At 45.6% G+C, this 12,941-nt stretch carries 9 protein-coding genes; 3 read left to right on the forward strand and 6 right to left on the reverse strand.

Translation table 11 applies throughout. The features are described from left to right. Positions 1-311: 311 nt before the first annotated feature. Positions 312-812: a GNAT family N-acetyltransferase gene (locus tag U0008_RS20555; protein ID WP_043489588.1), complete on the forward strand. Its 501-nt coding sequence runs from the start codon at positions 312-314 to the stop codon at positions 810-812. On the opposite strand, the gene U0008_RS20560 is transcribed toward U0008_RS20555, so the two are convergent. Beyond that, entirely contained in the window at positions 795-1,433 is a 639-nt protein-coding gene (locus U0008_RS20560; protein ID WP_025799449.1) for a LuxR C-terminal-related transcriptional regulator, read from the reverse strand. The genes U0008_RS20555 and U0008_RS20560 overlap by 18 nt on opposite strands. 443 nt (positions 1,434-1,876) lie before the next feature. On the opposite strand from U0008_RS20560, the gene U0008_RS20565 reads away from it, so the two are divergent. After that, on the forward strand, positions 1,877-2,740 hold the full coding sequence (locus U0008_RS20565) for a hypothetical protein (RefSeq protein ID WP_025799451.1): 864 nt from the start codon (positions 1,877-1,879) through the stop codon (positions 2,738-2,740). Positions 2,741-2,814: 74 nt separating this feature from the next. Here U0008_RS20565 and U0008_RS20570 read toward each other — a convergent pair whose 3' ends face one another. The 5 genes from U0008_RS20570 to U0008_RS20590 are packed head-to-tail and all read right to left on the reverse strand — an operon-like array spanning position 2,815 to position 8,751. Further along, a complete protein-coding gene (locus tag U0008_RS20570) occupies positions 2,815-3,522 on the reverse strand; it encodes a fimbrial biogenesis chaperone (RefSeq protein WP_043489590.1) in 708 nt (235 codons plus the stop codon). Continuing rightward, positions 3,494-4,792 carry a fimbrial protein gene (locus U0008_RS20575; protein ID WP_043489593.1) on the reverse strand — a complete coding sequence of 433 codons (1,299 nt, stop codon included), beginning with the start codon at positions 4,790-4,792 and terminating at the stop codon, positions 3,494-3,496. Before U0008_RS20575 ends, U0008_RS20570 begins: the two co-directional genes overlap by 29 nt. 19 nt (positions 4,793-4,811) lie before the next feature. Continuing rightward, positions 4,812-7,409, reverse strand: coding sequence for a fimbria/pilus outer membrane usher protein (locus U0008_RS20580; protein ID WP_043489595.1), 2,598 nt, complete (start codon positions 7,407-7,409; stop codon positions 4,812-4,814). Between the two features lie 40 nt (positions 7,410-7,449). Beyond that, the gene (locus U0008_RS20585; RefSeq protein WP_043489598.1) at positions 7,450-8,163 is read right to left on the reverse strand and encodes a fimbrial biogenesis chaperone; all 714 of its coding nucleotides are present in this window, start codon (positions 8,161-8,163) and stop codon (positions 7,450-7,452) included. A 48-nt stretch (positions 8,164-8,211) separates the two neighbouring features. Continuing rightward, the gene (locus tag U0008_RS20590) at positions 8,212-8,751 is read right to left on the reverse strand and encodes a fimbrial protein (protein ID WP_043489601.1); all 540 of its coding nucleotides are present in this window, start codon (positions 8,749-8,751) and stop codon (positions 8,212-8,214) included. 1,423 nt (positions 8,752-10,174) lie between these two features. On the opposite strand from U0008_RS20590, the gene mgtA reads away from it, so the two are divergent. Further along, positions 10,175-12,883, forward strand: coding sequence for a magnesium-translocating P-type ATPase (gene mgtA, locus U0008_RS20595; RefSeq protein ID WP_025799464.1), 2,709 nt, complete (start codon positions 10,175-10,177; stop codon positions 12,881-12,883). Positions 12,884-12,941 lie beyond the last annotated feature (58 nt).

Consider the following 12,941-nt stretch of genomic DNA (forward strand, 5'->3'; position numbering starts at 1 on the left):
CATAGGCGATACTCGAAGCACAGCCGAATTTAGGCAAAAAAAAAGCCAGCACCCGAGCTGGCTAAAAAAACACTGGAAGCAATGTGAGCAATGTCGTGCCTTCTCGAAAGGACTCCTTGGATAGCGTGAGTCAAATATGAGCTACTTGACTGACGTTTCTCTAAGGTTGTCTTCCCTAGAATGCACGGCAATGATAATCATTATCAATATCACTTGTAAAGCGTTTTTTTATCTATTAATAACCCTACTAAAATAGTTTTTATCCTTTATATTGAATGGGTTATTTGCTAACTCGTTGACAGGAAAAACAAATGCCCGAGATTATAATTCGCGCAGCAACGCCAAAAGATGTCGAAGAATTGCACAAATTACATACTTATCCGCAGGTCTACGCCCAAACGCTACAGCTTCCGTATGCCACGACAGAAGTTTGGGAAAAACGCCTGAATCAAACGCCGGCTGGCACCTATCATCTTGTGGCGGTGCATGAAAATGACATCGTGGGATGTGTGAGTTTAGACGCCTACCAGCGGCCACGTATGCGCCACAGCGGAACGTTTGGCATCAGCGTTAGACATGATTTTCAAGGGCGCGGCGTGGGAAGCAAACTGATGACAGCGATGCTGGAGCTTGCCGACAAATGGCTGGATTTAAAAAGAATTGAGCTTACGGTGTTTACCGACAACGTCGGTGCCGTTGCGCTGTATAAAAAATTTGGTTTTGAAATAGAAGGCACCAGCCGTAGCTACGCATATCGTGATGGTGATTACGTTGATGCATTCCATATGGCGAGACTACGCGTGCTCCTGTAGCAACCCTTCCTTGTGGCTGACCAGATAACGACAGAAATTGGCGTGATTGGTTAGCCCAAGCTTGCGCATTGCGCTACGTTTATGGCCACTAATCGTTTTCTCACTCACCTTCAATTTACGCGCAATTTCTCCGAGCGTTTGTCCCTGCTGCAAACAACTCATCACCCTTTCTTCGCTACGCGTTATCTTAACATCGGCTTGTTTTCCTCGCTTTTCAAGGAAGCCTCTAATGGCATCGCTGTGATCAATCACGCCCGATAATAAACGAGCCAAAATCGCCTCACGCAGCGACGAAATTGGTTCCTGCTTAGACAGTAATGTATAAGTGTTATGTGAGATGACTCTCGACAAAACATAAGGATCTTCAGAGCGCGTTAAGACGATCACTGGAAGTTTAGGAAAAGCCGCCTTCAGAAAATGCAACGTATCTAATGCGCCTGATAAGCCATATTCAAAAGGAACAATTTCGATAATTAATGCATCAAATGGTTTTAGCGTGTGCTCAAGAACAAACTGAGAACATAGATTGAAGGGCTGACATTTGATATCCATGCCATCCATGCAACTATATATTCCCATCGCATCAACATGAGAGGTTTCAACTAATGCAATTCTTAACATTTTATCCCTAATGATAATTATATGAGGAAAAATCTTCAAATTATCCTGCAAATTTGCAATGCAATGTATAAATTCCTAAGGCAGTAAAAATAATTATTCACAAACCTTAAAGAAAACTATAACACTCTAAGTTGTTATCAATACATGAACATTTCTGGTATGTTTTGTATATAATTTCACCGCTTTTTGCAAAATAAAAAACCATTACTTTACGAAAAACCAGAATTATTACCTACTAAAATGATGTTTTGCATGCTGAAAAAGTTATTTTATGGCTGTATTTTACTCAATCAAATAATAGGTTATACAATTAACAAATAGCATTGACATCATGACATTGCGCTTAATCTAGATATAATGAATCTGGGACACTAACCTAAATTTTTACACACAGTGCAAATACCTCAATCGTGGTAATTGCAATCAATATAAAAAAGAGAAATATGCACAAAAACAATTTAGCAAAAGAACTATTTCTTTATAGTTCAGTTATACAAACGCTGCCTAATTTTAGACAGTCCATCGGACGTCATTATGATTTGATGTTATCAATGTGTAACACTCATCCTTTATTCTATAAAACGATGTTTAAAGATACGCGTTTCAATATCGCTATAACGATATTATGTTTTTATTTTACGCGTAAAGACCCCACATTATCCGATGTTAAAAGCTACTGTGTAAATCATGGACTAGGAAGCCATAACAGTTTGGAATCATTAATGTTTTTCTTGCGTGTCGGTGGAAGGCTTAATGTAAGAAAAAGCGAAAAAGACAAACGAATTCTATTGTTCAATCCTACAGAAAAAGGTTTGGATGAGACTCGTCGTTATTTAGCAAATTCTCTCGCTATTTTTCCCGATCTCCTACCGGATTATCGATTAAAAAAAGATCACCTTGAAAATTATGAGGGATTAAAAAATTTCTTCATCCGCTGTGCTGACCTGATGTTCAATGATGTTATTGTGAGCAATATACTTCCTGACTCTCAGGTTTTTTTATTAAAAGATGCAGGACATATGATCTTTATACGTCTTTACATCGAATCGTTAAAACAAAAGGAAAATCATGGCGTCACTGCCAATATATCCTATAGTCAAATTGCCAAAGAAACTTCCGTTTCACGTACTCACTTACGCAGGATTGTTGATGCCGCAGCCAAGAAAAATCTTATGACGCCTCATGAGAATATGACGCTGACATTGCATGACTCTTTCATTACATTAGCGGAAGAATACATGGGATTATATTTTGCCTTTGTGCTGTATTGTTTAGATATTGACCCTACAAATTCAGTATTAATGTAGAGCGGTTACAACCATATATATTTAAAGCTAATCACATCTAAAATAGCACCGATGAAAAATGGTCACTTAAATGATTAGTTGATTATCTGGTTGTAATCCCAGTAATTCCCTTCATCGTTTATTAGCGAGAAGGATATCTTCTTGCTCGTATTTTCTAAGCCCGAAGGCAACGTAATTTGATGATGGCTTTTGGGCGGTAACGTTCCTATATCTAAAGGAATATTATTTATTGTCACACCAATAAGACTTAAGTAAAACTCGGTTGGATTTTCAATTGTTAGGCTCTCGTTTTGCCGCATAAATGTGATCTTTTGACCAATCGACTTTTCTGGCTTACCCAGTCCTTTTGGGCGTAAAAAGAGCTTCATTTGAGTACGTAGTGCAATCGTAATTTTCTGCACAGAGTCCCCTGCCAAACGTGGAGGGATCTCATAAATATTCAGCCAAAACATCGATTCACGGTCCTTGGGAAGCGGATTGTCCATCACCATTAAGCGTAAATTCGTCATCTCTTCGGGTTGCAGCTTAAATACAGCGGGCAATACCAACACAGGGGAAGCGCTTTTATCCGGCGTTGCCTGTGGATCTCCATCGTCAGACCAAGCCTGAACAACCACGGGATAAGTGTTTTTATTCACCAGCTGTAGCGACGCTTCTGTTTCGCCATCGTTAAACACCACGCGAGTCGCCGCGGCGTTCACCGCTGCCTGCACATTGGCTACGCCGAGCAGAGCAAAAATAATGCAGCCAATACTACTGAATGCGGATAAGAATCTGTGCATGCGCCTGATAGCTCCCTGCGGTGAGTTCATCCGAGCCAAATTTCTCTAGCTGCGCCATAAATGTTTCGGTGTAGCTATCAATTCCCTGAGCCGTATTCGAATCCACTTTGGTTTGATCTCCGCCAAGAATCGGTGACCAACCGGTTGTTTGAGTCGTATCCGTGGTTAAGAACTGCATCGGCTGATTATTACGGTAGATCTTCACTCCCACTCCGCGGGCATGACCTTGCGCACCATACTGTTCATCTAATAGGTAGTTCGCTGCACCTGACGTGATGAGTCCATATTTTGTTGCAGCCGCAACGCTAGCAGGCGGAGCCAAGAAACCTAGCGCTATCTGCCCCGTTTTCAAACCCGACTTAGCGGCGGATTGACACTTAAAATCTAGCGTAAACGGCGATTGGCTTACTTCTCCCGCCTGAAGCGCACTGATATTGATCGCGGGCAATGTCACCACCGGCGTGAAATTACTGACCTTACAGGTCGCCCCCCGGCGAAACGTCACGTATTTATACAGTCCAATCGATGCAGGCCAAGTGCCGTACCAGCCAGGAAAACTGGTTTGGGAATCCGCGCCATCGGCAGGCCCAGAGATACCAGGCCCTCGAAATGCAATATATGCGTTAGGTTGCGTGTACCCATACAAATAGCTCGCAACGCTATAGGTTCCTGCACGCACGTAGTTGAGACGAAAGAGTTCAGTTTGCACCGCGCTAAAATTCTTCGCTTTAATCAGCAAACGTCCTTTGCTATCAGTATCAAGCCCTGTCAACAAACGAGACTTCCAGATTTTGTCGTAGAACTGGCCCGTTTCCATGTTAGTAAAGCGTATAGCAATGTTGCTCACAAAAGTGGCGTAGGCTTTCGGTGCAACACCGGTAATACTGCCATCATCGTACAAGCCGCCATAGGCCGCATCGCCGTTGGTCGCATACATTTCAAAAATTTGGTTGGCATCTGCCGCATCGCAGCGAAACAGGACTCGCTCACTCTCAAAGCCTGAGTTAATTGCATAGGTGGTAAACGGTGCCACGCTGGAGGCTAATAAAGTGCCATCAGGCTGGAAATCATTGCTGGTGCTGATATCCACAACGCTAGGCAACCCTAAAGAGCCGTTGTTGTTATCTAGACTACCGAGCCATGAACTTGCCACCCCATCACTGGGACTGCTCAGCTGCGATTGAGCGGTAATTTTTGTGCAATTAGCGATTGCAGATGTTGATATCATCAACAGGAAAAGTGTTGATATTGCACCGGTGTTGGCTCTCATCCTGAACATTCCCTTCCCCTTAATGTACACATTGCCCAGAAACAGAAACCAACTCCTGCTCTTCAGACGACTCTGGTAAGACGTAGCTCACGCGACACATCTCTTCTGCACTCTCACCCCAACGCACGGTCAACGTACCTTGACGCTCACGTACGCGGGCATAAATCAGGCTCGCTTGGCCAGACATCCCTACTACATGATTTTGGTCATCCACCACGTTGGCGCCCATTGGCAAAGCATCGGTGCCATTGATTTTGGCTTTGATTAACACGCCATAACCACTCAGCGTATCGAAGGACGCCTTCACGGCAGCACCCGCATACGGGATCACGCGGCTTTGCGTGCTCTTAAGTTCGGTATGCTTGTTGATCCCTTTAGGATCAAGGCTGATCGTGTTGTAACGATAAGGCGTCAGCGATGGAATAATGGCGTAGCCATTGCCGTCTATTCGCGCGCCCTGCCCGTTTTTCACCAATGCGCCTTTAGCGCCTTTGGCTTCAACCAAACCAAACGTCTCGCTCAGATAAGGCCCAACCGTAACGCCACCGCGATGGATCACCGCCGCGCCGCGCCCCCCGACACCCCATTGGGTATATTCGCTCGAGGCGGAATAACTACCGTTAAGCGTACCGAACGCAGAGTTCTTTTGCAGATTCGCGCCCCAGTTATTAGTGCTACCCGCTTGGTTTTCGCGGTTTTGCTGATATCCGGCATATACCGAATAATTCAGCGTTCCTTGTTCATCTAACATGCCAGAAAGGGATGTTTGCGCTGAGTTACCGGAGCTATCAGCATGACTGAGCGACGTCGAAACGTAGTTTTCACGTCCGCCAAACGAAAGCGGGATTGAGAACGTTAATGTAATCAGGTTCTCAGTATTGCCCACGTAGGAAGAGGAATACCTGCGCTCAGAATCATCATCACCACCAATATCCATCTGGTTACGGTATACCGACTGCTGACGGCTGATCGCCAAGTTGTAGCTAATGCTTTTCCAACTGTTGGAATAACCCAGTTGAAGCTGCGTATTACGCGATTGATTATCGTAGTAATCCATCACCGATCCCGACAAGTACAAGCTGCCGTAATCACCCAGCGTCTGGTTGATCATCGCGGTAAACTGATTACGCTGATTCAAGGTATCCGACTTAAACACATTGTTTGAGCCATGTTTTTTACTTGCTCGCTCGCCTAATACATCACTCAGCTCGCGATAGCCTTCCGTGGAATAGCGATAACCCGCCAGCGCAACGTTAGTACCGGTGTAATCAAATGTTCGGCTATATGAGGCCTGCACTCGCCACCCTGACTGACTTTGTTCATCATCAATTTTGGCATGCGACCATGTGGTGTTCACACCAAATGCGCCTAACCAATGACTCCATACGCCACCGGCCAAAATAGCCTGATAGTCATCTGCAACACGCAAGCCGAGGTTGCCGGTAAGGCTATTGGAAACCCCGCGCTCATAGGTGAAATCACCGAACAGGTTCTGCGTACCGCCGTAATCACGTGCTTTCCCAATGAGAGCGTTATAACGACCAACGCCAGGACGCATCGAATCAGGTACCGCAGAAAATGGCACGGTAAACGTTGAGCTACGCCCATTTGCTTCGATGACTTCAACCTTCAAGTCACCTTCATAGTGGGTGCTGCTCAAATCATCAATAACAAAAGGCCCCTGAGGGACGTTGGTTTCGTAGATAGTACGGCCATTTTGGCTCACCACTACGCGCGCGTTGGTCTGCGCTGTTCCTCGGATCTCAGGCGCATAGCCACGACGCGACTGTGGCCACATACGCTGGTCGGTTTCCAGCTTGACGCCGTTAAACGCCATGCTGCCAAACAACGAGCCACCGCTATAGCTTTGGCCAATCATCAAGTTGCTGTTCAATGCCGCAATTGGCCTTTGCAGGTAAGTTTGCAGCGATTGCCACTGATAATGGGATTGGCTCGGCGACTGGCTATACGTTGCCGATGATTGCTGGCGTAGCTGCCATAAACCTAGGTTGATACCCGACTTCAAGCCAAGAAAACCATACTGACTGGTTCCACCAGAGCCCGAGCGATAGTGACTTTGATAATAGTTAGTGCTGTAGTTGAGGAACATCAACGATTCGCCAGCATCCCAACTTTCCACGGGAACGGCGTCACGCGGTGAGCGCGTTAACAAAGCCTGAGGAATATAGAGATCCAAACGCAGCCGAGGCTGGTCAAAGGCCCAACTGGCTCCCTTTAGCAGCTGTTCAGGCGCCTGACATACCGCTTTTTGTTGTGGATCGGCGGCTTTATCGACGGGCGGCAGCGAACTTTCGTTAACACCTGATTCCAAATAAAAATCACGGCTAAGGCAAGGTTCGCTCTTTTCTTGAGCGGAGTTGTTAACAAAGTCAACGCTGTCTCGCTGCATAAAACGGCCATTCAGATAAATATCGACTGAATATTTTCCCGCAGCGGTATTATTATCCGTATTAAAACGCTTTAGTCCCTTAGCAAATCCACCACCTAAAAACAATGACTCATCAAAGGTATATTGGCTATTATCTGTCGCCCACGAATAAACGCTCATCGGGAATAATGCACAGGTAATCCACGAAGCTAATTTACGATTATTCATCTAAATACCCTCTCATTCCATGAGATGAATGAGGAATCCATTATAGTTGGTAACGGTGCGTTATTTTCGCTCCCTGATCGTTAATATAATTAATCGTTAACTCAGGATTTTTTGTTCTGCTTGGCACCGGCCATGCTTCACTACTAAACGGGGCGATCATTTTATTGCCGAGTTGAGTCACTTTATTTTCTGACAAAATGCTGGCCCCTGAAATAGACAGGTAATAGCCACTCATATTTTCTAATTCCAGCGAGTAAGAGTTTCCCCGCTGAACTATTTTTGGTTTTACGTTTTGAGCAATCTCTGCAGGTGATGTCGTGATTCCAGCCGGGCGATAAAAAACCTTCACTCTGTTACGCAGCATTATCAACATTTGATTACTGCTGCTTTTTGCTTCTCTTGGTGGAATTTGTAAAAAATTAAGGTAATAGACGGACTCGCGATCCTGAGGTAATTGTGCCCCAGTAAACATTAGCCGTACGGTTTGGCCTGCTTTAGCCGCCATTTTAAAAAATGGCGGTGTAATAATGAATGGCGCTTGGCCTGTTTCAGGCGTTGAGTCTTCATTACCGCTGTCCATCCATACCTGAATCACATTAGGAAAATCATCGTGATTAGTCAGTTGGATATTTACCTCTTTGTTTTGTGCAGGGTAAACCACACGGTTTCCTGTCATCACCACGCTTGCCTGCGCCGAAGCAACTAGGCAAAGCGCCAAAACACATCCAGTAAAAACACCCCTGACAGATAACATATTATTATTCCTAAATAATTTACAGACCGGCATCCCGGTCTGTATGGCTTACTGGTAAGAAATTGCGTACTGTAATGAGCCCGCTACGGTGCCCGCTGTTGCTGCTGCAGTTGCGTAATACTGAACAGCGAAGTCATGCGTCGCTTCGGTATCACCTTGTTTCAGTACCAGACCATCAACGCTTTGTGGGCTTGTTAAATTAATACCCGTCGTGTCTTGCGTGCTTTTCAGGATTTGTAATTCGACGTTTCCAGCACCACCGGTATTACCTAAATTGCCGCTATTGGTAACGTTATTACCAACGAAAACGGTTTTAATATTGGTGTCTGCCGCATCATTTTTGGTGCAGCCTGTTACGCCCAGAGTAAATATCGTTTGGCCAGCAGTGTCACCAGATGCCGCCAAATCAGTAGCCGCTACGGTTGGCAGTAAAACAATTGGGCTCGCATCATTTCCGTTAATAGAAACAGAGCAAGTCTGAGCGGTAACTTCACCTTGGAAAGTGATGGTATTCGCACTGATTGCCATTGCAGATGCAGAAACAAAACAGCCCGCCATTAGTGCGATTGATAAAATAGATTTATTCATTAGGTTCTATCCTTTAATTTATACAGATGATTATCGTTATTTGTTTTAACGATTTTATTAATTTAAAAATCCCTGTTTTTTTAGTCGCTAGAATAAAAACGGGCTATTTGGTGTTTACTGCAGAGTGAAGCGCGATCACTCTGGAGTAGAAACCTAAAGCAAGTTTTTAGTTATCTAAGGAAAACAAAAACGTCGAATTAAAAGTGTATTTCAAAACAAACAAAAATGTATTCATGATCCTTCACCTTATATATCGGCTAACACCACTTTTCTATGCGTTCACATAGCAGGAAGCGTTCCTCTTATCCGAGAGGAATATGCGTAATTAACCAAGAGATTTGTTATTTATTTTTTAATTCGATTTAGCTAATCCTTATAAACATGACCAGATAGAAAGTAAGAAAAAGATTAACAGACTGCTCAGAAGATTCCTATACCCACAAGGTGAATGAGGTGTTAAATAAATGTTATTTCATTCGGAAGTCAGATCTATTTCAGGTGTCAAATCGATAACATTTGTGAATGCAAGGTAAAAAAACACCATGATTTACATATAATTAGCATGTTTATCATGAATCCTAACTTTTTAGCCAGCGAAAAATCGCCCCATTTTTGTTCAGGGTGTACATTTTGGGGGTCATATCTAAAAACATGGTTTTTTACAAAAATACATAGACGCGTCATGATCAATTTTTGCAAAAATAAGATAAATCGTGTTTTTGCAGTCAAGTTACATCCAGACGCAATAAATCACTTACGTTGACTATTGGTTTATCAAATCAACCTTTACATAACCAATAACCACACTTATAGTTTGCGCAGTTAATCAGCGGAGATCCTTCCTTGGAAAGTCAGAGTAGTAACTTACATAGCAGTGACATATCACTGGCAAGCTGACTGTCTCCCCAGATGCTTTGCTTGCCAGACTCGGCGGGCAGCATCATTTCTCATCTCAGAACTGTTGCGTACCCATAAAAGACGTTATCAGCCAATAGGCTGATGGATTTGATGCGGACAGTTATCATGCAAATTTATACTCGCGCCCTATTCCCTCCGGGGAGAAACCTATCGATGTGAGTTGTCGGTAACGTTTAACGTCGCCAACTTTCTCGCGTCAGCTTTTCTTGTTGCTGTTGATTGCACCAAATCAACCTGCGCAGGAAGGCTTTCTCACGCCGGTATTTCGATATACGTCCACTTTGGACACACAGCAAACACTCTCGCCGCGAGGCGTAAGGAATCAATATGGACGAGCACCCCAGAAGCAACGTTATCCGCGTTGCACGGGCTGACGTGAGCAAACTCCGTCCCTAGTCTGCAACGCATACTCTTAGCCATTGGCTAATTAAGTAATTTAGCGAAAGAAAACTCCTCATTTTGGGGCGGGTTTCTGCACGCAAAAAACAGTGATGAGTACTGTGTTATGACCCAGATAATCGATCAGGCCGCTGAAAAACGCAGCCGCAAAGACAAGAAAAAAGTGACCTATCTGATTGCAGAAGAATCTGCGGTCAGCTTGGATGCAACCCTATCTAATCTCTCTTCAAACCTCAGTGGACTTGAGGAAGAAGACGCACGCGAACGCCTGCTGGAAACAGGCCCAAATCAGGTCGCTCATGAAAAAGTGCCACCAGCTTTGGTGCAGTTGATCAGCGCGTTTAACAACCCCTTCATTTTTGTTCTGATGGTGCTGGCAGCGATCAGTTTCTTCACCGACTACTGGCTACCGCTACAACGCGGTGAAGAAACCGATCTCATTGGCGTCATCATTATTTTGATCATGGTGTCGTTAAGCGGATTACTGCGTTTCTGGCAGGAATTTCGTACCAACAAAGCCGCTGATGCTTTGAAATCAATGGTGAGAACCACCGCGACGGTGCTGCGCCGGGCGCATCCTGCGGCCAAAAGCGAGTGCAAAGAGATCCCTCTGCAAGAGCTGGTGCCGGGCGATATTATTTTGCTTTCCGCAGGCGATATGGTTCCAGCCGACGTTAAATTGATTGAATCGCGCGATCTGTTTATCAGCCAAGCCGTTCTGACCGGTGAGGCGATTCCAATTGAAAAATATGATGTTACCGCCAGCGTTAGCCAAAAATCATGCAGCGGCAATAATAGCGAAAGCGAGCTGTTAGAGCTGTCCAACATTTGTCTGATGGGTACCAACGTCGCCAGCGGCACCGCGAAAGCCGTTGTCGTTGCGACCGGTGGCAAAACCTATTTTGGTTCTCTGGCTAAATCCATTGTTGGCACGCGCACGCAAACGTCGTTTGACCGTGGTGTTAACAGCGTAAGTTGGCTGCTGATCCGCTTTATGTTGGTCATGGTGCCCGTTGTTCTGTTAATCAACGGCTTCACCAAAGGCGATTGGGCAGATGCCGCGCTGTTTGCTTTGGCCGTTGCCGTGGGTTTAACCCCAGAAATGCTGCCAATGATCGTGAGCTCTAACTTGGCGAAAGGGGCAATTACCATGTCCCGTCGTAAAGTTGTAGTTAAGCGTTTGAATGCCATCCAAAACTTTGGTGCCATGGACGTTCTGTGTACGGATAAAACCGGCACGCTAACGCAAGACCGCATCATTCTTGAACATCATATCGACATCAATGGGCACGAGAACAAAGAAGTGCTACAGCTGGCGTGGCTAAACAGCTACCACCAGAGCGGCATGAAAAACCTGATGGATAAAGCGGTGATCCGCTTCGGGCGTGCCCGTCCTGAAGTTGAGGCTATGGCTCGGTTTAGTAAAATCGACGAACTGCCATTCGACTTTATTCGCCGTCGCCTGTCGATTGTGGTGAGTGATGAACAACGTCGCCATACGCTGATTTGCAAAGGCGCCGTCGAAGAGATGTTGGCTATTGCCACGCATATCAGCGATGACGGCAACATTTTGCCACTCGATGACAGCGCGCGTGCCGAGCTGCTGAAATTAGCCACTCACTATAATGAGCAAGGTTTCCGCGTGCTGATGGTGGGTACCCGTGATTTAGGTATCGATGGCTGTGTTTTCCCGCTGAGCAACAGTGATGAGCGCGATTTGGTGATCTGCGGATTGCTGACGTTCCTCGATCCACCAAAAGAGTCTGCGGCTGAGGCGATCACCGCGCTGCGTGAAAACGGCGTGATGGTTAAAGTATTGACCGGCGATAACCCAATTATCACCAGCAAAATCTGCCGTGATGTGGGTTTAGAACCGGGCGAGCCTCTGCTGGGTAGCGAGATTGAAGGCATGAGCGACGAGCACCTTGCCTTGCTGGCCGAGCAACGCACCGTGTTTGCTAAGCTAACGCCGCTGCAAAAATCACGTGTACTGAAAGCGCTGCAAAGCAACGATCATACCGTCGGTTTCTTGGGCGATGGTATCAATGATGCCCCAGCGCTGCGCGATGCTGACGTTGGTATCTCCGTAGATACCGGCACCGATATTGCCAAAGAGTCTGCCGATATCATTCTGTTGGAAAAAGATCTGATGGTGCTGGAAGAAGGCGTCATTACCGGCCGTGAAACCTTCGGGAACATCATTAAGTACCTGAACATGACCGCCAGTTCTAACTTTGGCAACGTGTTCTCCGTGTTGGTTGCAAGCGCCTTTATTCCGTTCTTGCCGATGCTTGCCATTCAGCTGTTGCTGCAGAACTTGATGTATGACATCTCACAGCTGACCCTGCCATGGGACAAAATGGACAAAGAGTTCCTGCGCAAACCGCGTAAATGGGATGCCAAAAACATTGGACGTTTCATGCTGTGGATTGGGCCGACGTCATCCATTTTTGATATCACAACCTACGCGATTATGTGGTTTGTCTTTGCCGCCAACAGCATTGAACATCAGGCGCTGTTCCAATCTGGCTGGTTTATTGAAGGCTTGCTGTCACAAACATTAGTTGTGCATATGCTGCGTACCCAGAAGATCCCGTTCATTCAAAGCACGGCAGCGCTGCCGGTCATGCTCACCACGGGCATCATCATGGCGCTTGGTATTTATATTCCGTTCTCACCGCTCGGTACGTGGGTAGGCTTACAACCGCTGCCATGGCAGTACTTCCCATGGTTAGTGGGTACGCTGTTCAGCTATTGCGTTGTCACTCAGCTGATGAAACGTTTCTATATTCGTCGTTTCGGACAGTGGTTCTAATCTCGGATCCTGTTTGAATCTAAAAGCCGCGGTCATCATGCCGCGGCTTTTGCTTTTG

The sequence above is a fragment of the Hafnia alvei genome, assembly GCF_034424155.1.
Lineage (GTDB): Bacteria > Pseudomonadota > Gammaproteobacteria > Enterobacterales > Enterobacteriaceae > Hafnia > Hafnia alvei.